General features: G+C 53.8%; 25 protein-coding genes. 17 read left to right on the top strand and 8 right to left on the bottom strand.

Annotated features, from left to right (window positions below; genetic code table 11):
• Window positions 1–22 precede the first annotated feature (22 nt).
• The 4 genes from copD to ACX3YD_RS15730 form a co-directional block, all read right to left on the bottom strand.
• Window positions 23–985 (bottom strand): copper homeostasis membrane protein CopD, encoded by a 963-nt coding sequence (gene copD, locus ACX3YD_RS15745; protein ID WP_454838515.1) that lies wholly within the window; start codon window positions 983–985, stop codon window positions 23–25.
• Window positions 986–988: 3 nt separating this feature from the next.
• A complete protein-coding gene (gene copC, locus ACX3YD_RS15740; RefSeq protein ID WP_454838516.1) occupies window positions 989–1,372 on the bottom strand; it encodes a copper homeostasis periplasmic binding protein CopC in 384 nt (127 codons plus the stop codon).
• Between the two features lie 392 nt (window positions 1,373–1,764).
• Complete coding sequence (locus tag ACX3YD_RS15735; RefSeq protein WP_454838517.1) at window positions 1,765–3,153, bottom strand: heavy metal sensor histidine kinase; 1,389 nt, start codon at window positions 3,151–3,153, stop codon at window positions 1,765–1,767.
• Complete coding sequence (locus ACX3YD_RS15730; RefSeq protein WP_454838518.1) at window positions 3,150–3,839, bottom strand: heavy metal response regulator transcription factor; 690 nt, start codon at window positions 3,837–3,839, stop codon at window positions 3,150–3,152. Before ACX3YD_RS15730 ends, ACX3YD_RS15735 begins: the two co-directional genes overlap by 4 nt.
• A 177-nt stretch (window positions 3,840–4,016) precedes the next feature.
• On the opposite strand from ACX3YD_RS15730, the gene ACX3YD_RS15725 reads away from it, so the two are divergent.
• The 8 genes from ACX3YD_RS15725 to ACX3YD_RS15690 all read left to right on the top strand — a co-directional run bounded on the left by ACX3YD_RS15725 (window position 4,017) and on the right by ACX3YD_RS15690 (window position 11,716).
• Window positions 4,017–4,553: a cupredoxin domain-containing protein gene (locus ACX3YD_RS15725; protein ID WP_454838519.1), complete on the top strand. Its 537-nt coding sequence runs from the start codon at window positions 4,017–4,019 to the stop codon at window positions 4,551–4,553.
• A gap of 97 nt (window positions 4,554–4,650) precedes the next feature.
• Window positions 4,651–4,902: a DUF2933 domain-containing protein gene (locus ACX3YD_RS15720; RefSeq protein ID WP_454838520.1), complete on the top strand. Its 252-nt coding sequence runs from the start codon at window positions 4,651–4,653 to the stop codon at window positions 4,900–4,902.
• Window positions 4,903–4,904: 2 nt separating this feature from the next.
• Window positions 4,905–7,253 carry a heavy metal translocating P-type ATPase gene (locus tag ACX3YD_RS15715; RefSeq protein WP_454838521.1) on the top strand — a complete coding sequence of 783 codons (2,349 nt, stop codon included), beginning with the start codon at window positions 4,905–4,907 and terminating at the stop codon, window positions 7,251–7,253.
• Window positions 7,254–7,364: 111 nt separating this feature from the next.
• Window positions 7,365–7,565 (top strand): heavy-metal-associated domain-containing protein, encoded by a 201-nt coding sequence (locus ACX3YD_RS15710; protein ID WP_454838522.1) that lies wholly within the window; start codon window positions 7,365–7,367, stop codon window positions 7,563–7,565.
• 203 nt (window positions 7,566–7,768) lie between these two features.
• Window positions 7,769–7,975 (top strand): co-regulatory protein PtrA N-terminal domain-containing protein, encoded by a 207-nt coding sequence (locus ACX3YD_RS15705; RefSeq protein ID WP_454838523.1) that lies wholly within the window; start codon window positions 7,769–7,771, stop codon window positions 7,973–7,975.
• 220 nt (window positions 7,976–8,195) lie between these two features.
• Entirely contained in the window at window positions 8,196–10,145 is a 1,950-nt protein-coding gene (locus ACX3YD_RS15700; protein ID WP_458960477.1) for a copper resistance system multicopper oxidase, read from the top strand.
• A gap of 12 nt (window positions 10,146–10,157) precedes the next feature.
• Window positions 10,158–11,081 (top strand): copper resistance protein B, encoded by a 924-nt coding sequence (locus tag ACX3YD_RS15695; protein WP_454838525.1) that lies wholly within the window; start codon window positions 10,158–10,160, stop codon window positions 11,079–11,081.
• A gap of 167 nt (window positions 11,082–11,248) precedes the next feature.
• Window positions 11,249–11,716, top strand: a complete 468-nt coding sequence (locus ACX3YD_RS15690) for a DUF411 domain-containing protein (protein ID WP_454838526.1) — start codon at window positions 11,249–11,251, stop codon at window positions 11,714–11,716.
• A gap of 301 nt (window positions 11,717–12,017) precedes the next feature.
• Here the strand turns inward: ACX3YD_RS15690 and ACX3YD_RS15685 are convergent, their stop codons facing one another.
• On the bottom strand, window positions 12,018–12,284 hold the full coding sequence (locus tag ACX3YD_RS15685; protein ID WP_454838527.1) for a heavy-metal-associated domain-containing protein: 267 nt from the start codon (window positions 12,282–12,284) through the stop codon (window positions 12,018–12,020).
• A 279-nt stretch (window positions 12,285–12,563) separates the two neighbouring features.
• On the opposite strand from ACX3YD_RS15685, the gene ACX3YD_RS15680 reads away from it, so the two are divergent.
• The 8 genes from ACX3YD_RS15680 (at window position 12,564) to ACX3YD_RS15645 (ending at window position 17,750) form a co-directional block, all read left to right on the top strand.
• Window positions 12,564–12,959 (top strand): hypothetical protein, encoded by a 396-nt coding sequence (locus ACX3YD_RS15680; protein ID WP_458960476.1) that lies wholly within the window; start codon window positions 12,564–12,566, stop codon window positions 12,957–12,959.
• Window positions 12,960–13,062: 103 nt separating this feature from the next.
• Window positions 13,063–13,470 (top strand): hypothetical protein, encoded by a 408-nt coding sequence (locus tag ACX3YD_RS15675; protein WP_454838529.1) that lies wholly within the window; start codon window positions 13,063–13,065, stop codon window positions 13,468–13,470.
• A 166-nt stretch (window positions 13,471–13,636) separates the two neighbouring features.
• On the top strand, window positions 13,637–13,867 hold the full coding sequence (locus ACX3YD_RS15670) for a DUF2933 domain-containing protein (RefSeq protein WP_458960475.1): 231 nt from the start codon (window positions 13,637–13,639) through the stop codon (window positions 13,865–13,867).
• Window positions 13,868–13,869: 2 nt separating this feature from the next.
• A complete protein-coding gene (locus ACX3YD_RS15665) occupies window positions 13,870–14,556 on the top strand; it encodes a methyltransferase family protein (RefSeq protein WP_454838530.1) in 687 nt (228 codons plus the stop codon).
• Entirely contained in the window at window positions 14,553–14,822 is a 270-nt protein-coding gene (locus ACX3YD_RS15660) for a DUF5676 family membrane protein (protein ID WP_454838531.1), read from the top strand. Before ACX3YD_RS15665 ends, ACX3YD_RS15660 begins: the two co-directional genes overlap by 4 nt.
• 40 nt (window positions 14,823–14,862) lie before the next feature.
• On the top strand, window positions 14,863–17,031 hold the full coding sequence (locus ACX3YD_RS15655; protein ID WP_458960474.1) for a heavy metal translocating P-type ATPase: 2,169 nt from the start codon (window positions 14,863–14,865) through the stop codon (window positions 17,029–17,031).
• Window positions 17,028–17,246, top strand: coding sequence for a hypothetical protein (locus ACX3YD_RS15650; RefSeq protein ID WP_454838533.1), 219 nt, complete (start codon window positions 17,028–17,030; stop codon window positions 17,244–17,246). The genes ACX3YD_RS15655 and ACX3YD_RS15650 overlap by 4 nt, the downstream gene beginning before the upstream one ends.
• 156 nt (window positions 17,247–17,402) lie before the next feature.
• Window positions 17,403–17,750 (top strand): DUF2933 domain-containing protein, encoded by a 348-nt coding sequence (locus ACX3YD_RS15645; RefSeq protein WP_454838534.1) that lies wholly within the window; start codon window positions 17,403–17,405, stop codon window positions 17,748–17,750.
• A 242-nt stretch (window positions 17,751–17,992) separates the two neighbouring features.
• Here ACX3YD_RS15645 and ACX3YD_RS15640 read toward each other — a convergent pair whose 3' ends face one another.
• The 3 genes from ACX3YD_RS15640 to ACX3YD_RS15630 are packed head-to-tail and all read right to left on the bottom strand — an operon-like array spanning window position 17,993 to window position 19,967.
• Window positions 17,993–18,490, bottom strand: a complete 498-nt coding sequence (locus ACX3YD_RS15640) for a TPM domain-containing protein (RefSeq protein ID WP_454838535.1) — start codon at window positions 18,488–18,490, stop codon at window positions 17,993–17,995.
• A gap of 2 nt (window positions 18,491–18,492) precedes the next feature.
• The gene (locus ACX3YD_RS15635; protein ID WP_454838601.1) at window positions 18,493–19,329 is read right to left on the bottom strand and encodes a TPM domain-containing protein; all 837 of its coding nucleotides are present in this window, start codon (window positions 19,327–19,329) and stop codon (window positions 18,493–18,495) included.
• 5 nt (window positions 19,330–19,334) lie between these two features.
• Window positions 19,335–19,967: a LemA family protein gene (locus ACX3YD_RS15630; protein ID WP_454838536.1), complete on the bottom strand. Its 633-nt coding sequence runs from the start codon at window positions 19,965–19,967 to the stop codon at window positions 19,335–19,337.
• Window positions 19,968–20,389: 422 nt separating this feature from the next.
• Between ACX3YD_RS15630 and ACX3YD_RS15625 the strand changes: the two genes are divergently transcribed.
• Complete coding sequence (locus ACX3YD_RS15625) at window positions 20,390–20,800, top strand: hypothetical protein (protein ID WP_454838537.1); 411 nt, start codon at window positions 20,390–20,392, stop codon at window positions 20,798–20,800.
• The last annotated feature ends 10 nt before the right edge of the window (window positions 20,801–20,810 follow it).

The following is a 20,810-nucleotide window of genomic DNA, read 5'->3' as shown; positions in this document are numbered from 1 at the left end:
GCTGTAAACAACATGTGGTTTATTAATTTTGGACCGAGCTCATATCCATCTCCGCGCTCATATCAATCTCCGGGCTCAAAGTTCCTAGCCAAGCGACTAGACACACTATGATTATTGCTACCGAGAACTCTATGGCCATACTGCGCCGCAAAGCATTAACGGCACCAGTGTATTCTCCGCTCTGGATCGATCGCTCTAAAAGTGGGCTCAAGTGAAAACGGTTCATCGTGGCTAATACGAGCATTGCTGCAAATAGTAAAATTTTCAAACAAAGCAATGCCCCATAAGTGCTAAACACCACACCATCTAGTGTTGGGCCTACCACGAATAAATAATTCACTACGCCGGTAATACCTAGGCTCACTACGATCAATGCACCTGCTGACTCAAACCCGGTAAGCACTCGAGAGAGAATTCGCACCTCTTGTTCGCCATTGAGTATCTTCGTACGCAGCAATAAAGCGAATGCTGCCAGAGCCCCCAGCCAGCCTCCCGCTGCCAACAGGTGGAAGATGTCGCTGGCGAAATGTAAGTAACGCCGATAGCCTTCATCCATAGCACCATGCCCAGTCCAGGCGAGAGTGGCTAGCGCGACGGCACCGCACAAGGTAGCCACCCACAGGCTGAGGGTCGGAAAGCGTTTGTTTAGCGTCAAGCCTATCCCCGCTAGAACCAGGGCAGCTATTCGGATCATCCACATGAGCCCGACGTCGGTCCCCATAAGCACCATTTCGAAGATATGGCGATGAAGCTCCATAAACTCGGAAACGCCACTCATTGCCTTGGCAAGTAACAACATGGCCGCGAGAGACAGAAGTATACCAACAACGACAGTGCCGAAAATTAGCGACTCAAAGTTCAAGACAGTGCCGGACACTCGCTCTTTTCCCCTGAGGCTGTACAAACCAAAAATGGCCAATCCAAACAGCAGCATGAGGTCCATATAAAGAGCGAAGCGAACAGTGATGTTGATTGAGTCGCTCATGGATCATTTCACTTTAAAAACAAGTTTGCCAGTTACGGGATGAGTGTCAGAAGAGACTGCCCGCCATTCGACCTTGTAAGTGCCAGTGGTTAGCGGAGCAGCGGGCGTGATGATCATCACTTTTGGATCGTCACCGCCGGAAACACCAGCTTTAACACCCATTGGAGAATTCGGCATGCCCGGCATGTCGGTCATGATCAGTTTGGCACCAGAGAATTGAGTCGTCAGATTCTCAGAGAAGTGCAGCTCAATTTTCGAAGGTGCTGCGGAAGTCGAACCTTCCGAAGGAGTGGAAGAAATAAGTTTTGGATGCGCTTGAGCGACTGCGCTCATCAGCAAACCAGCGGTAAGCGCAACAGCTACGGTTGTAGCTTTAAAGAATGACATGCAAGACTCCTCACAGCATGAGCTGTTGGTTCGAGGTTTGGTTGGGGGAGATCTAGTTTTTATTTCTCGATTCTTGTTAACACCACAGACGAATACCAAACGTAGGCCGCGTCCGATACGCATTGCACATAGAGAGCAGGTCAAGGCCCCGCGTCACAGTGTCGCTACACGATGCCACATGAAGGCCGACCGTTCGATTACAATTCAGTCAGCTTGGGGCTGGTTCGCTGGCCCAGATCGGGGTGCAGGCTACTCACTTTTACTATCCCCCTGACGGGACCGTTCAGAGGCCTTAAGACAAGTCAGTCCATCTGGGGCAAGGGGGGCGCTAACCTTTGCTCCCAATCTAGCGTTTGATCGCCGATTACGAGCAACGCTCTCCACTTTGAGGTTTAGGTCCCCGTCAGGCCGGTGCTAGGGAGCTCAAAATGGAAGGCTGTTTTTCCGTTTGATGAAGTGCACCAGATCTTGCCCTCATGAGCTTCAATGATCGACCGCGTAATTGAGAGCCCCAGTCCAGCGTTGCTTGGGCTTCCTTCGCGCCGCGCCGGATCTACTCGGTAGAATCGATCAAAGAGCTTTTCAAGGTGTTCGGGCGCAATGATTTCTCCTGGGTTTTCCACGACCACTAATGTCGACATCCCTTTCTGTTGGATATCAACATTGATGGTCTGCCCCTCCGGGGTGTACCGCAGGGCATTAGAAAGCAAATTCGAGATAGCTCTGTGCAACATCAACACGTCACCCCGGACACTTCCTTGCCCAGAAACCGTAAGGTTGATACCGCGCTCATCGGCCAGCAGACGGTAGTACTCAAGAAGCTTCTCCACGACCGCCAATAGGTCTATCGGTTTGTTCTCATGCGTGATCAGACCGTTGTCTGACTTGGCCAGGAAGAGCATGTCATCGATCATCCGCGACATACGCTTCAAGTCATCCAGATTCGAATACAGATTGTCTTCGTAGTCCTCGATACCCCTTTTTCTAGAGAGCACCACTTCGGTATGAGTCATCAGATTACTCACCGGCGTACGCAGTTCGTGAGCAATGTCAGCAGAGAAATTTGATAACCGGACAAAAGCGTCATCCAGCCTGGATAACATCGCATTAAACGACAACACCATCTGCTGAAGCTCTTTTGGTACCGGCGCTAAGGGGATGCGCTCTTTGAGTGATTTGGCCGACATTGAGGCAGCGACCCTGGTCACCTGGCGAATAGGACGCATGCCACTGCTGGCAACCATCCAGCCCAGGGCAGCACTGACGAGCGCGCTGATCACCAACCCTATCCAGAACCATCGCTGAAGCGTCGCGAAGAAGAACATATGCTGAGTAACGTCAAAGATCAAAATGACGGTCAGTGGTTTGTCTTGCGCCCTAACGATGGCTTGTCCCGTCACACCACGGAACATCTGCTCTTGGTCCTGCCATTCCCAGACATTGTTGCTTGTCGTCGTGCGGAACTCCTCCGGAACATCTACTGGCCCGGGATCAGCGAAAAGCAACCTACCGTCACCATCTATAATCAGGGCCGTCAGGTCACGGTGAGCACCGAGCAACGCCTGTAGCTCAGGCTTAAAATCGCCGAATTGATCGATGCTCTTCAGCTCTCCCAAAATTCTTTGGGTTGAGTGGAGCTTTTCGTTTAGGGCCTGCTGATCCAGCATTTTGAAATGATGCCGGCTGAGGTTATTGAAACTGAGCCCGGCAACGGTGAGCACAGCCGTTACCGCAAGCATGAACATCAGGCTCATGCGCGTCGTTAGGGATAGACGGTTCATTCGGATTCCGAATCTGGTGCATCCAGCATGTAGCCCATGCCACGCGAGGTCTGGATCAACTTGACCTCAAAGTCATCATCAATCTTCGCCCTGAGCCTGCGCACAGCAACCTCGATAACATTGGTGTCGCTGTCGAAGTTCATGTCCCAGACTTGCGAGGCGATGAGCGACTTCGGCAGCACTTCACCTCGGCGACGGAGCAGCAGTTCCAGGAGTGCAAACTCTTTGGCCGTAAGATCTATGCGTTTGCCTCCCCGAATGGCCCTGCGTTTGAGCAGGTCAACCTCAAGATCGGCAATTTTCATATGAGTTTGCGAGGGCACGTTGTTACCACGGCGGAGCAGTGTCCTGACTCGAGCTAGCAATTCAGAAAATGCGAAGGGTTTGATGAGGTAATCATCAGCTCCGAGCTCAAGACCCTTGACTCGATCTTCAACACGATCTCGTGCAGTCAGAAAAAGTACCGGAACGTCCTTTCCTGACAGGCGCACCCTCCGAAGGACTTCCCATCCATCCATCCCCGGCATCATGACGTCCAGAATCAGCAGGTCATATGCTTCGCTTAAGGCGTGTTGAAGGGCCTCAGTTCCGTTGGTGAAACGATCGACATTGAACCCAGCCTCAGTAAGGCCCTGTTGCAAATAGATACCTATTTTCGGTTCGTCTTCAGCAACCAGAAGTCTCATGGGATGGCTCTCAAGTGATGATGAGGCTGAGTTTGCATCGAATCAGCCGAGCCAACCAGAAACTGACAGAAAAGTAATCTTGGCTTCAGCTTGATGTCAGCCAGCATTGTCTAGGTTTGGAACACTTTCACCTGCTCATCCGGCTCTCTAGCCAGTGCTACTCACTCTGAGGTTCCTATGAAAGCTAAATTTGCCATCCCGGTTATCGCTGCAATAACGCTTCTACTCGGTTCTACAGCCATGGCCAACGTGGGCCACGGGAAAGATGACAGTGGCCAGTTAGGGGCGTCTGCCGACGTTACTCGTACGATTGAGATGAAAATGGGCGATATTTTCTTTGAGCACAAAAACATTGATGTCAAACCTGGAGAGACGGTTCGCTTCGTCCTGCGCAATGAAGGTTCGCTACTGCATGAATTCAACATAGGCAAAGCAGCTGCCCATGCCACGCATCAAAAAGAGATGGCAGCTATGTTCCAGAACGGCACGCTCAGTCCTATCGGAAAAGGGCAAGACATGAGTGATATGGGACACAGCATGGGTGGTATGAAGATGGTCGGGATGGAGCATGACGATCCCAACAGCATTCTGATCGAACCAGGGGCAACCAAAGAGCTTATCTGGACCTTTCCCAAGAGCACAGGTCTGGAGTTTGCCTGCAATGTTCCCGGACACTATCAGTCGGGAATGGTGGGGCAGTTTGAAGTGAAATAAACGTGGCTTGATTCATATCACGGCCTCAAAGCGAGCGTTGACTACTCTCAGTCGCATAAGTCACCGCAACTCTTGCGAGGACAGAGGGGACTGCATCATGACCAATCTTCCGCATTCGGTTGAAAACGCGCGTTCCTCCTTCTGGAGGAGCAAAACGGGTGTCGTACTGTTCATGCTGGTTGCGATCGGTGTTTTCTATGTCATCCGGGAACACTTCAGCCATGTCTCACCTTATCTGCCCTATCTGATTCTGTTGATCTGCCCGTTGATGCATTTTTTCGGGCACGGCCATGGCGGTCACAACCGACACGAGAGTTCGCAAACCAACAAGGATGATAAGGGGAACTAGTCATGTCTGACGCCACGAGTCACCTCGAGCATAATCATGCCCATCCGGTAAAACTCCACGATGGAGATCTACGCGATCCGGTGTGCGGCATGGCTGTTATCCCTCCGAGCAAGTTCAGTGAGCTTTATGAGGGGCAGACCTATCAGTTTTGCAGTCTGAAGTGCCAAGAGAAGTTTCGAGCTGATCCTGATCGCTATGTCGAGAGCCCATTTGCTCCAGAACACTCTAGCCAGCCAGAGCCGCAGGCGGGTACTGAATTCACGTGCCCCATGCACCCAGAGATACGTCAGTCAGGCCCCGGCATCTGCCCTAAATGTGGCATGACACTGGAACCGGTCATGCCTGGGCTGGAAGAGGAAGAAAACCCCGAGTTCAAGGATTTCACCCGTCGCTTTTGGTGGTCGTTGCCATTAACCGTGATAGTGACCGTGCTCGCCATGGCTGGACATTCCCTGCAACTCTTCCATGGGACTACCCAGAACTGGATCGAGCTAATCCTTGCAACCCCCGTGACCCTATGGGCCGGTTGGCCCTTTTTTGTGAGGGGCGTGGCATCCATTCGTCATCGCAGTCCCAATATGTGGACCTTGATTGGCCTGGGGACAGCGGCTGCGTATCTTTACAGCGTCGTAGCCACCCTGTTTCCCCAGAGTTTTCCTGTCACCTTCATGCAAGATGGCCGTATCGGCGTCTACTTCGAAGCCGCAGCAGTGATCATCTCGCTGACCTTATTCGGGCAGATGCTTGAACTCAAAGCTCGATCACAAACGTCTGCGGCTATTAAGTCTCTTCTTGGTCTGTCTCCGAAAACCGCACGCAGGATCAATGCCGATGGCACAGAGGAAGACATCCCTCTGACGCATGTGCATAAGGGTGATCACCTACGGGTAAGACCGGGTGAAAAAGTTCCTGTCGATGGCTCGGTATTGGAGGGCGAAAGCGCGGTCGATGAGTCGATGCTGACCGGCGAGCCCCTACCAGTGATGAAAAGAGGCGGAGATAGCCTGATCGGGGCCACGCTCAATACCCATGGCAGCCTGGTGATGGAAGCGCAAAAGATTGGTGCCGAAACCATGCTTTCGCAAATAGTACAGATGGTGGCCCGTGCCCAACGCTCTAAAGCCCCCATGCAGCGTATGGCTGACGCCGTTGCTGGTTACTTTGTGATGGGGGTAATCGGGATTGCCCTACTGACTCTTTTGGGGTGGGGGCTGTTCGGCCCTGAGCCCAGCTGGGTCTTCGGCCTGATTAATGCGGTCGCTGTGCTGATTATCGCCTGCCCTTGCGCTCTGGGGCTCGCGACACCGATGTCGATCATGGTGTCCACGGGTAAAGCGGCCAGCATGGGCGTGCTGTTCAGAGATGCCGGCGCTATCGAGAACCTTTGCAAGATCGACACCCTGATCGTCGATAAGACTGGAACCCTGACAGAGGGACGTCCGGTGTTTCACAGCGTGGAAGCCACGCAAAAGTTCGTCCCTAATGATGTACTTCAACTGGCCGCCAGCCTCGATCAAGGCAGTGAGCATCCCCTGGCTCATGCCATTGTTGATCATGCTCGTGCTGAAAATCTTGTTCTAACCAAACCTGAGTCGTTCGAGTCCGGTTCTGGAATCGGGGTCAGCGGTTTGGTCGATGGCAAGAAAATCCAGCTGGGTAATACCGCCTTGATGGAAGAGGCTGGTGTGAACATCAGTCCTCTCAAAAACCGTGCAGAGCAATTGCGCCTTGAGGGCATCAGCATCATCTACCTGGCGGTCGACGGAGTACTGGCCGGGTTGCTCGCAGTGTCAGATCCGATCAAGCCAACCTCCAAAGAGGCTGTCACCAAACTCAAGGCTGACAATGTAAAAATCATCATGGCCACTGGTGATGGTCTCACCACGGCACGAGCTGTCGCCAAGGAGATGGGTATTGAAGAAGTCCACGGTGAAGTGAAGCCTCAGGACAAGGAGCGTCTGGTCGCAGACCTTCAGCAATACGGTCGACGGGTGGCCATGGCTGGCGACGGTATCAATGATGCACCGGCCTTGGCCCGAGCAGATGTGGGCATCGCGATGGGGACAGGAACAGACGTCGCGATGAACAGCGCGCAGCTCACCTTGGTCAAAGGCGACTTGATGGGGATTCTTCGAGCGCGCGCACTTTCTGTCGCAACGGTAAAAAACATGCGGCAGAACCTGGGTTTTGCATTTATCTACAACTCGATGGGTATCCCTCTCGCAGCAGGTCTGCTGTATCCACTGACCGGACATCTCTTATCGCCGATGGTCGCCGCCATCGCCATGAGCGTCAGCTCCGCATCCGTCGTGTTCAATGCGTTGAGGCTGAGGAACACCCGTATAGAGTGAGGCCTCGACACCATTCAAGCCTGGGTTCAGGCACCCCTTGACCTTCCTATCGTGTCAACGTTGATGCTGTGGTTGCGGCTAAAGTTGCCGCTCAATACGAGAGGAATAACCATGTTCGTCTTAGATGTGTCAGGCATTGGTTGCGGCAGCTGCGTTAGAAAAATCACCAACGCCATTCAATCGCTGGATAATAAGGCAACAGTTTCGGTGGATCGTGATACCGGAAAGGTCAATGTCGAAAGCAACGAAAGCCCAGAGCGCGTCCGCGCAGTTGTTGACGTGTTGGGTTTTCCTTCGAAAATCAGCGCCTGAGGGCGCTGGTCAGTTCACGCGCTTACGTTTCTTATGAGCACTGTCTCCTTAGAATCGCAACCTGACACAACGGTAATGTTCACTTAAGGCTCCTGACAGGAGGAGAGTTTTAAGATTGCGTCGCGTCTTGAACTCTGCCCCCACGAATTACGTCTTGATGTAACTTCAACGGGGGTATCCAAATCTCATCCAAGGATACCCAAATGAAATCCATGAAAACCCTGTTTGTCATCGCAACCCTGACCGTTTCTTCTCTGGCGATGGCTGAAGGCGGTAGTGATCGCGCATTCGCACGCATGGAAGCGGCCAGACAGAACTCAATGGAAGCGTCCCAGGTCGCCCAAAAGCAAGGCCCCCAATCACCCATAGCAGAAAGCAAAGCCAAAGAGGGCGACCATGCTAATTGCTGAATAGCCTGGCGCATTCCCAAGCTGACAGAAATGTAATCACCGCGATTGTCCAAATGTGGCAATTTCTGAGTTCGCTTGCCGTATCAATTCGTCTTTAGCGACGGCGGGCGAAGCTCATCCGGGCTCAACACGAATTCCCGAGAGAGTGCCTTCAACCTGTATGAGCAACTCACTGGTTGTTTCGCTCAGCTTCCCTTTTGACTGATTGGACATAAACGGCATGCATTCCAAAACCTCTAGGCGGACGTTCGTCAAAGGCCTGGCCGCTGGTGGCATTCTTGGCGGCCTTGGCCTGTGGCGCACCCCTGTCTGGGCAGTGACCAGTCCGGGTCTGCCGAGCGTACTGACTGGCGACGAGTTTGATCTATTTATTGGTGAAACCCCGGTAAACATCACCGGTTCGCCGCGCACAGCCATAACCATCAACGGCACCTTGCCGGGGCCTCTGCTGCGCTGGCGCGAAGGAGAAACGGTCACACTACGTGTGAAAAACCGCCTGGACCAGGACACCTCGATCCATTGGCACGGGATCATCCTGCCGGCCAACATGGACGGTGTACCTGGTTTGAGTTTCCACGGCATCGCACCCGATGGCATGTACGAGTACAAATTCAAGGTTCATCAGAACGGTACGTACTGGTACCACAGTCACTCGGGCATGCAGGAACAGTCAGGCGTCTACGGTCCAATCGTGATCGACTCAAAAGAACCTGAACCTTTCCAATACCACCGCGATTACGTGGTGATGCTGACCGACTGGACCGATGAAGATCCTGGTCGAGTCATGGCCAAGCTCAAGAAACAATCGGACTACTACAACCACCACAAACGTACTGTTGGCGACTTCATCGACGATGTCAGCAAGCAAGGCTGGTCCGCGGCCGTGGCCGATCGGAAGATGTGGGCCGAAATGAAAATGAACCCCACCGATCTCGCAGACGTCAGTGGGGATACTTACACCTATCTCATGAATGGCCAGGCCCCTAACGGCAACTGGACCGGCATTTTCAAACCGGGTGAGAAGCTGCGCCTGCGCTTTATCAACGGCTCGGCCATGAGCTACTTCGACGTCCGTATCCCTGGTTTGAAAATGACTGTTGTGGCCGCCGATGGCCAGCACGTCAACCCGGTCAGCGTCGACGAATTCCGCATCGCCGTAGCAGAAACCTATGACGTGATCGTGGAGCCTGTCAGCGAAGAGGCTTACACCATCTTCGCCCAATCCATGGATCGAACCGGTTATGCACGCGGAACCCTGGCGGTACGCGAAGGATTGAAGGCGCCGGTACCGGCGATCGATCCGCGCCCTCTTTTGACCATGGATGACATGGGGATGGGCGGTATGGCCGGCATGGACCATGGCAGCATGGCAGGCATGGGCGGCGGCGATATGAAGCAAGGTGACATGTCCGGCATGGCCGGGATGGATCACAGCAAAATGACCGGCATGGATCAAGGTGATATGACCGGCATGACCGGCATGGACCAAGGTGACATGTCCAACATGACCGGCATGGATCACAGCAAGATGACCGGTATGGACCAAGGCGACATGTCCAACATGGCCGGCATGGATCACAGCAAGATGGCTGGGATGGATCATGGCGATATGTCGGGAATGGCTGGTATGAGCGGCATGGGTGATATGCAATCTCACCCAGCTTCCGAAACCAATAATCCCCTGGTTGATATGCAAGCCATGAGCGCTACGCCAAAGCTCAACGATCCCGGCATTGGCTTACGAAACAATGGCCGTCGCGTGCTCACATATTCTGACCTGAAAAGTACTTTCCAGGATCCTGATGGCCGCGAACCCAATCGCACCATTGAGCTGCATCTGACCGGTCATATGGAGAAGTTCTCGTGGTCATTCAATGGCATCAAATTCTCTGACGCCGAGCCGTTGCGCCTCAAGTATGGCGAGCGTCTGCGCATCACGCTGGTGAACGACACCATGATGACCCACCCCATCCACCTCCACGGCATGTGGAGTGATCTTGAGGATGAGAACGGCAAATTCATGGTGCGCAAACACACGATCGACATGCCGCCCGGAACCAAACGCAGCTATAGAGTCACCGCCGATGCTCTGGGTCGCTGGGCCTATCACTGCCACCTGCTATTCCATATGGAAATGGGCATGTTCCGTGAAGTACGGGTTGATGAGTAAGGGAGACGGACTATGAGCACATATCTAAATCATAAATCGCTGATGGGTTGCGTCTTTGCCACTGGCCTGTTGGGCGCTATCCCTCCCATGGCGCTGGCAGGGGAAAGTTCAATGGATCACGGTTCAATGGAAACCATGGACCATAGCAAGATGAACATGGACCAAGGCCAAATGGAGAGCATGGACCACAGCAACATGAGTATGGATTCAGGGGCGACTACCACAAGTCGAACCCCCATTCCCGTACTGACCGATGCTGATCGTGAAGCCGCCTTTCCGCCGCTGGCTGGCCATGGTGTCCATGACAAAAAGCTCAACTCCTTCGTCCTGCTTGATAAGTTCGAATACCAGGACGCCGATAACGGCAGCGCTCTGAGTTGGGATGCGAAAGGATGGATCGGTGGTGACGTCGATCGTTTGTGGCTGCGTTCGGAAGGTGAGCGTACCAACGGAGTCACAGAAAGCGCCGAACTCCAGGCGCTCTGGGGGCACTCAATCGGTCCATGGTGGGATGTCGTCACCGGCGTACGCCAAGACTTCAAACCCGGCTCACCACAGACTTGGGGCGCTCTTGGTATTCAGGGGATGGCCCTCTACAACTTCGAAACCGAAGCGACCGCTTACATCGGTGAGAACGGCCAGACCGCCGCTCGGTTCGAAGGTGACTACGACATTCTGCTCACCAATCGCCTGATCTTGCAGCCGACCGCTGAAGCGAATCTCTACGGGAAAAACGATCCTCAGCGCGGTATTGGCTCGGGCCTGGCGAATACCGAAGTGGGCTTGCGTTTGCGCTACGAGATTGTCCGCGAGTTTGCTCCCTATATCGGGGTTACCTGGAGTCGCTCCTACGGCAAGACTGCCGATCTGGCCAGCGATGAAGGAGAAGACACTAACGAGGCTCGATTTGTCGCCGGTATTAGGATGTGGTTCTGAGTCATTGCCATGAACAATACAATTAAATCCTTGAGCGATAGGGGCCCGTCCCCCCTACTCTGGGTGGAAATATCAAGTACGCCCGTACAGCCGATATCGAACTTCGCATGGGACTTCTGCTGCTCCGCCGAAGAGTCATGCCCCTGCTGATGCTAAGGAAAATACCCATGAAAAATAACTTCCGACTCTCAGGTCGAGCACTGCGCATTGCAACATTCGCGGCTCTGTTTCTGGGTTCAACTGCCCATGCAGCACAGTCCCAGACGATCGATATCCATCGGGATGCCAACTGTGGGTGCTGCAAGAAATGGATTCAGCACCTTGAGGCCAATGGCTTCACCGTCGTTGATCATGTAGAAACAAACATGAGCGCGGTCAAGCAGGACCTCGGTGTTGTTCCACGTCTCTCCTCATGCCACACCGCGATGATCGATGGGAAGTTTGTTGAGGGTCACGTACCTGCCGAGCAAATAGTCGCGTTGAGCAAGCGCGCTGACCTTGTCGGGATTGCTGTGCCGGGCATGCCGGCAGGATCACCTGGTATGGAAGCAGGCGGAAAGCGGGATGCCTATCAGGTAATCGGCCTAACCAAAGCAGGTACTGATCAAATCATCGCTGAGTACCCGAAAAACTAATCTTCAACCCTTTCTGAATACTTGCATGGTCACGGACCATGACCATGCAAGTTATGTGTACTTTCTTCCGTGTACAAAACCTAACCTATGCGCTCCTTTGACACCCGATGCACCACCTTGCAAGTACGTAGGTGTCTTGAGCCGCACCACTCAAGAGTAAGACGGGCAGAGCGGAAATGCGAAATTTTCCAGCATGAAACCATCCTGAAATGGCGGCTATTCCCCGAACCTTAAACTGCGTCGAGTTGATGCTCAAGCACCAATAAACACTTCCGAATTCGACTGAAATATACTCAACGGGTTATTTACAACAGCATCCTCTCCCGCTACCGCAGCCACCAAATTTCGACGCCGGTGTGACCACTGTTGCAAGTTGCGCTGGATAACCTGCGTTTTTTAGTGCCGTCAATAATGCCAATGGATCTGGCGAACCGTTAACACGGACATAACCAGATTGCAGATCAACCTTAATTTCGCCTATACCCGTGACCGTCTGTAAAGCATCGATGACATGTTTTACGCAGGAGCCGCAGCTCATGCCTTGGACGTTCAGTTCGGTGGTTCTCATGGTGAACTCCTCACAAGTGACCAGATTTTCTGGCCTTGACGCCATCGTCAACCTTAACCTTATGTCAATGTCAAGCGTATCATTTCGCACCATATGGTCACTTGGCGCAGCTGTAAGGATCGAGGCCGATGCCGAGCTCAGCCCTAACCAGGAGCGATTTAAGGCGAGCTTCGACTTCGGTCATCAAGCCATCCATTAGTTTGATCTAAGTCAATCTCTCCACTGTTTTGCTAGCTAAACTGAAAATCAATACGACGTAATAATTCGGGGTTGTACTTCATGTACTGGTTCCGCCGTCACCGCCGAAGCCTATTGCACCTCATCCTCGTGGTGTGGGTGTCGGCAGTGGTCGTGATGGCATTCCAGGGTTGTTTGGTGCAGCCGGATCACAATATAGCCGAGCCATACAATGCCGAGCTGTATATGGCGGATGGCCACGCTCTCCACGCCAGTGGTTGCCTTCAGAACTGTGAGGACACTGCCACGGCGATAAAACCTGCATTGCAGACTCCAGCATTAGACCCCATCCATTGGGCCGCCCTTTTGCTGCTAACTGCGGCAGTAATAATGGTGCTTAACCCCGAGGAGAAATCCTCCTTCGCCGCTCTTGCACTGAAACGCCCCGCACCGCCGGAAGTCCCGGTCCGCCTGATTTTCGTTCGTTCCAACGATTAACCCCTACTTCAGAGTGTCCGGGCACCGGTCGCTCTGTCTTGCTGCGCGGCTTTTTCGCGATTCAGCTATTTCTGCTTATCCCTCACATTCCCTGGAGTTCATCATGCAAACGCATTCCAAATTCGTTCTAGCTGCCATCCTGGCTAGCAGTGCGTTCATGGTCTCTGCCGAGGATGCGCACCACCCGGCCGACGCACCAGGCGACTCATCCGAGAGCACAGCACCAGCGTCGGCGGCCATGACTGAAGCCATGACCGATCAAATGCAGAAAATGCAGGCTGCGCATGACAAAGCAGCAGCGGCTAAAACTCCCGCCGAGCGCCAGGCGGCCATGCAAGAAGGCATGAAAACGATGAAGGACAGCATGGCCATGATGAGCAAGGAGCAGAGCGCAATGGGTTGTATGGGCATGTCTGGAGCTAAGGACGGTGGAGGCAAAGGGATGATGGACATGATGATGCAAATGATGGAGCAGCAGTCATCCATGATGGAAATGCCAATGAAAAAGTAAATGTGTAGTAGAGCTGATGCAAATTACAAAGCACTGATGCTGGCCGGATTAACGCAGACCGCACCCGTCTGATGTTTGTTGTTAAAGGCTCAACCCATGAGTATCCAGCATGGCGAGGTCGCTGACTGAGCCGACGTTGATGACTCCTTGGCAGTAGGAGGTTGATATGCATCACGAACCACAAGCGGATAACAGTCAGAGTCGCGGGATGTTCTGGGCCATGGGCACTATTTACAGTCCCTTACAGCCAACTGAGCACACAACACACGTGCAGGGCGCCTTACCCTACCTGCAATTAGCAACCTGCCCACTTGTGCACCTGTTTATGCCCCACGACCACGGCGACCATCAGCAAAGGCACGAACAGCAAACACACTCGGCAAGTGAGGAGCACTAACCATGAACCATACTGAATCGGCCTACGGTCTCTGGTCGCTGGTCATTATCAACTCATTAGTGTTTATCTTGTTCGCCTTCAGCTTCACCCGGCCTAAGACGAGCCGCGATTGGCGCTCCTTTGGTATGTTCTCGGCGTTCCTGGTGGCTCTGTTTACCGAGATGTACGGTTTCCCGCTGACTATCTACCTATTGATGCCCTGGCTCACTCGTAACTTCCCTGGCATCGACTTCCTCTCGCACGACGCAGGGCATTTGCTTGAAACAGTGCTGGGCTGGAAGGTCAATCCGCACTGGGGTCCATTCCACATTATCAGCAACCTGCTGATCGCTGGCGGCTTCTGGTTATTAGCGGCCGCCTGGCGTGTGCTCTACAAGGCCCAAAATACTGGGCAACTAGCGCTCGACGGGCCCTATGCGCGGATCCGTCACCCGCAATACGTTGGCTTCGTGCTGATCATGTTTGGCTTTCTGTTGCAGTGGCCGACATTGATCACCTTGGTGATGTTCCCAATCCTCCTGTTGGTCTATGCCAAGCTGGCGAAGCGGGAAGAACAGGAGATGCTTGCGCACTTCGGCGACGCCTACCGCGCTTACTGCGAACAGACTCCGGCGTTCCTACCCTGGTCAGCCCCCCGCAGTCCCAACACCCCTACTGGCGCCCCTCCGACCTCGGGAAAACAGTCATGAATGCTCCCTGGAAAACCGGCATTTCTCTGGCCCTGACCATGGCCATTTCCTACACCATCTGTGCGTTGCTCTATGCGCTATGGCCGGCGCAGGGTATCGCCTTTCTCAGCGCCTTGTTCCATGGACTCGACTTCGGTCGTCTTCAAGCTCCCCAAGACTACAGTGTGGCGACTTTCGTCGGGCCACTGCTGGTCTTGAGCGGATGGGGAGCAATGGTCGGCACCTTGTTTGCCTGGCTATCCGGCAAGCTCCATGGCAAGCCTTGATAGCTGCTTCAAGCAGGAGGCAGCGATGAACGAATCACACATGCAGCACAGCCAGCACCAGCAGGCGTTTGCATCAGGGAAAATGGCGAAAGATCCGATCTGCGGGATGATGGTAGATAAGACCACAGCGTTGTCACGAGAACGTGGCGGGCGCAGCTATTACTTTTGCAGCGATACCTGCCTGCGCACCTTCGAGTCGCCAGAAAGTGAACTGAAGGCGATGAAAACCCGCGTGACTATCGCCCTGACCGGTGTACTGGCCTTGGCGCTACTGCGTGCAGGCGCCTTCATCGCGCTGGCCGCCGGTGCCACACTGCTGACTTGGGTGCCGATCCCGGCGCTCCCTTGGTTCACGTGGGGTATATGGCTATTCCTGCTGGTAACACCGGTGCAGTTCATTGGTGGCTGGAGTTTCTATAAGGGGGCGTGGAACGCTATTCGCACCCGTAACATCAACATGGATTTCCTGATCGCCCTCGGCACGTCGGTCGCCTATTTCTACAGTGTCGCGGTGCTGTTCTTCCCGGACGTCCTGCCGGTGAAGGTGGCCGAGCGCGACATCTATTTCGAGGTGTCGGCGGTCATCATCGCCTTCGTACTGCTGGGTAGGTACATGGAGGAGATCATCAAGAAAAAGTCCTCCGCCGCGGTACGGCGCTTACTTGATCTCAAACCAGCGATCGCGCATGTGATTCGTGATGGGCAAGAAGTCGACTTGCCCGCTGAAAGCGTCATGGCCGGGGAGTTCCTGGTAGTCAAACCTGGCGAAAAAATTCCCACCGACGGTGATGTCAGTGAAGGTCGGTCAACGGTAGATGAGTCCATGCTGACCGGCGAGTCGATGCCGGTCGACAAACACCCGGGCAGTCCGGTGATTGGCGGTACGCTCAATGGCAGTGGTGTGCTCACTTTCAAGGCGAGCAGGATCGGTGCCGATACCGCACTGGCACAGATCATCAAGATGGTCGAGGAGGCACAGAGCAGCACGGCACAGATCCAGCGGTTAGCCGATCAGGTCACTGGCTATTTTGTGCCGGCGGTGGTGGCCGTCGCGCTGTTGGCGCTGGTCGGCTGGTCTCTTGCGGGGAATTTCCCGCAGGGGCTGTTGGCCTTTATCGCGGTTCTGATCATTTCCTGTCCCTGCGCACTCGGCGTGGCGACGCCCGCCGCGTTAATGGTCGGTGTTGGTAAGGGGGCTGATAACGGCATCCTTATTCGCGGCGGCGAAGTACTGGAGCGGGCAGAAAAACTGAGTACGGTGGTGTTCGACAAAACCGGCACCATTACCCAAGGCGAACCAAACGTAACCGATGTGATCTCGCTAGGCACAGCGTTGGAAAACGAGGTCTTGATGCTCGCCGCCGCCGTGGAGTCCGGTTCAGAACATCCGCTTGGCGCAGCGATAGTGCGCGCCGCCCGGCATCGCGACATTAGTCTGCCGAAAGCGACCGCCATCAATGGGATCGCCGGTCACGGCATCGAAGGCAGTGTCGACGGTCGCAAAATCTGGCTGGGCAACCGGCGTTTGTTCGCCCGCCAAGGCATTGCGACCGAGGCGGCCGAGGAACACCTCATCCGCCTGGAAGCCGATGGCAAGACCGCCATGCTGATCGGTGTCGACGACCGTTTGCTCGGGGTGATTGCGGTGGCCGATACCATTAAACCTGAAGCGGCTGAAGCCGTTGCGGCATTGCAGGCAAGCGGCATCAAGGTCGTGCTACTGAGCGGCGACAACCACCGTACTGCCGAAGCGGTCGCGCGACAGGTCGGCATTGAACGCGTGATTGCCGAGGTCTTGCCGGACGACAAGGTCGCAGTGATCCGTCAATTGCAAAGCGAAGGGCAGGTCGTGGCCATGGTTGGCGATGGTGTAAACGATGCACCTGCCCTGGCCACCGCTGACATCGGCATCGCCATTGGCTCGGGTTCCGATGTAGCCAAGGAAACCGGCGGCATTATCCTGCTCAAGAACGACGTACGCGACGTGGTCACCGCGATCAAGCTGTCGCGCGCAACCATGGTCAAGATCAAACAAAACCTGTTCTGGGCATTCATCTACAACAGTATCGGCATTCCAATCGCGGCCTTCGGACTGCTTAATCCCATCATCGCTGCCGCCGCGATGGCACTCAGCTCCCTGTCGGTAATCGCCAACTCCGCGCTGCTGAAACGTGCCCGTATCGGCTTGAGTCAGGAGGCTAAATCATGAACCGCGAAGTTTTAATTATCTGCCTCCTGGTCAGTGTTGTGGGCATCGCCACCGTGCTTTACCTGTTGGGGCTGACCGGCAAATCGTTTGTCATAGCAGCGATTTTCCTGCTGTGCCCGGTCTTGGTCGGGGTGCAACTTTTTCGCGGCGTCCGCCAATTTGATAAGGACATGGCCGGGGCTCATCGGCAACTGAAAAGGAAGAAACTGCCTTGATACTTTATGCGACTCACCACCCTGAATTACCGACGCATTGGACACGTAAACCGATGCTCTGGCTCGCTATGCTCGTACCTACGATAGCGCTTCAGCAGAATTGGAAGTGGCTTTGCGTTATGGCCGTCCCTCCCGTTCCCTCCAAGGAGTGCCATCATGAATCAACATAACTTGCCCCAGCACCGCGCAAGGGGCACCAACTGGTACTTTTTAGGCTTCCTGGCCATCGCCGGTTATTTCCTGTTCACCGAGCACAGGGCTCACGTCATTCCGTATCTGCCATTCCTGCTACTACTGGCCTGTCCACTGATGCATTTTTTCATGCACCGTGGGCATGGGCATGGCGGACATGAACACGGTGAAAGTGGTGAACATGAACACAGTAATAGTGGCGAACATGGCAGTGGCTGTGGCCATCAGCACACCAGCGCTCGCAATAGCCAGGAGCATGAGCACGAAGGTCTACCCGATAACAAGACGAAGCACCCCGATCGTCCTGCATAATGGATTCATCATATATGCGTAACGCCATGAAGCTCTTCGATCTTTGGATGGCTCATGGTTCGACTTTTTTGAAACGACGCATGAGTAGAATCAGGACGTAGCCGTTGCGATACTCGCAGAGAGAAAAGGTTTATCTCGCACCCGCTCGCAGAACGACGGAGAAAACGCCCATCAGGGGCACATCTAAGCCATCTTCAAACCAATGGAGAAACAATAAGACTGCGTCCGAACTTTATGACTTCTCAGAGTACCATCGGTTTGTCTGGTAACTCGTTCTGGTCAACACCGGAAGCGGGGAAGTGTTTCTTTAGATGCTGTGTAACTGCCCGAATACCACTGATCACGCCGTCTTCGAAATTGCCGTGTTTAAAGGCAGTTTCCATCTGGAGGCAAATGCTTTGCCATTCTTGAGAGCCCGTCTTCGCGTGAATCCCACGATCAGCGACAATCTCAACATCCCGGTCAGCAAGCAAAAGATAAATCAGCACACCATTATTATAAGTGGTGTCCCATATACGCAATTGAGAAAACACATCGACAGCACGATCTCTTGCGGATTGGCCCTTGAAAAGCGGGGTGCTATCCAGTGCCCCCTCCACGACGAAACGGATTTCTCCTACATGAGCGCTCTCACTTGCTTTTATCGCCTGCTCAATCGCTAACAACGTCTTGCGGGGGAATGCCCGGTTGACCTCCCAATGGGTCATAACAAGGTGCTTGATAATACGTTTGATACTCATCGTCACCACCTCCCCGATGCGCCGCCACCGCCAAATCCGCCACCGCCACCACCAAAACCACCACCGCCTCGACCGAATCCTCCTCGATGCCCTCCCATACCGTAGCCGCCGATACCGCCGCCAACCAATGTGAACAAAAGGGCCATCACGCCAGCACCAAGCGCGATGAACAGCGCGCCGGCCACCAACCAGGCGATGATAGCCACAACCCCGCCAGTGACTAGCGCGCCCGGAAATCTGCCCAATACGGGGCGCAGAACTCTGCCTATTACTAGCGCAAGAATAAAAATTAACGGGCCATACTGTCGAATATCTCCAATGTCACCGATAGGTTGTGCGTTGAGTGCTGGCAATTGCTCACCATCAATTACTCGGATCATCTGGTCAAACCCGGCAGCAATGCCATCGTAGAAATCCCCTTGCTTAAAGCGCGGCGTGATGACTTCGCTAATTATGCGTTTGCTGATAGCGTCATTGAGTGCGCCCTCAAGCCCGTAGCCTACTTCGATGCGAAGCGCACGATCGTTCTTCGCGATGACCAAAATTGCGCCGTCATCCACTTTTTTTCGTCCTAACTTCCATTGTTCCGCAACGCGCAAAGCGTATTGCTCGATCGCTTCCGGCTGGGTGGTAGGGACAATGAGAAGTGCAAGCTGACTGCCTTTTTTGGCCTCAAACGCCCGTAAAGTCTGTTCCAGACTAGCCATCTGCTCTGCCGTGAGCGTAGCGGTCTGGTCGGTTACCCGACTGACCAAGGGAGGTACTGCGATTTCAGCGCCCGCAAGGAAAGACCAGCAAAGCACAAAGACAAATAATGCTGCTGAGCTTGCCGTGCGCATCGTCGTCACTTGGCTGCTCCCTGAGACCCGATTGCGGGAACAGCAGGCGTCGTCCCAAAATCTACGGCAGGTGGCTTAGAAATTTCTTTTTCGTTTTCTACCGTGAAATTAGGCTTCTCTTTGTATCCGAATGCCATTGCCGTTAGATTGGAGGGAAACGAACGTACCGTGACGTTGTATTCCTGTACTGATTTGATGTAGCGGTTGCGCGCCACGGCAATGCGGTTTTCGGTGCCTTCCAATTGCGCCTGCAAATCGCGAAAGCCGGCGTCGGCTTTTAGTTGAGGGTAATTTTCACTCACTGCCAACAGTCGGGACAATGCTCCAGACAGCTCGCCTTGTGCAGCCTGAAATTTGGTAAAAGCGGCCGGATCATTGAGCACTTCTGGCGTCACTTGTATGGAACTGGCCTGAGCCCGCGCCTGCGTCACCTGGGTCAATACTTCTTTTTCATGTGAGGCATAACCTCTGACGGTATTGACTAGGTTAGGTACCAGATCTGTGCGCCGTTGGTATTGGTTCACGACCTCAGACCAAGCCGCCTTAATTTGCTCGTCTTGACTCTGGAACGTGTTGTAGCCGCAGCCGTTTAGACTTAACGCAACCAATGCTGCGAAAACCACCCATAACTTACGCATTTTATTCTCCAAAGAAGAACAAGTTTAAACCTGACAACATTGTGACTGTTGCTTCTGTCGGCATTACTTCTGCCATGTGTCTTGTGTTTTCTTTCAGCCAAAAATTAATACGACATGCTGGGAATGACAATTATTACGCATTGTTCAGAATAGCTCGGCTCCTCATATACGGTATCGCCGTACGTCGTTTTGATGACGCTAAAACTCTGCTCGATCCGCCATGGTGAAATCGACGCCGAACTCCGTAGCAGAATCCAGTAATGACAATAGTATTGGCTGGCACGCCTTTACTTGACCTCTGTCAACTCCCCCTCATTAGACGAAAGCTATTTTTACAAGCAACAGCGTCACCAATTAACTGAAGTGTCCTAATCCGCGCAGTCTATCCGCGCAAGCTTGTCCTTTACCCTATGGAGACCGTCATGCGATCACCACTGAAGCTTGTTCTAGCCGCCTTACTCGCTAGCACTGCCGCGTTCGCCAACGCAGCAGAAGCCCCTACTCCTGCCGGAACAGTGCCTCCTCCCGCAGAGACAAGCACTCAAGCCAAGCCTACCGGCAATCAAGTCATGACCGAGCAAATGCAGAAAATGCAAGCCGCGCGCGACAAAATGGCCGTCGCCAAAACCCCTGCCGAGCGGCAGGCTGCCATGCAGGAGGGCATGCACGCGATGAAAGGCTCAATGGCCATGATGCGTGATATGGGCACAGGTAACGGCTGCAAGAACATGGGCATGTCCGGAACTGAAAACGGCGGTACGCAAATGATGGACATGATGATGAAAATGATGGATCAGCAGTCGAGCATGATGAGCATGCCAATGACCAAGTGAAGGTGACCAA

It is taken from the genome of Pseudomonas fluorescens group sp. PF-1, from assembly GCF_054481335.1.
The sequence above is the reverse complement of the archived record's forward strand: the minus strand, read 5'-3'. Positions and strand labels throughout refer to the sequence as shown.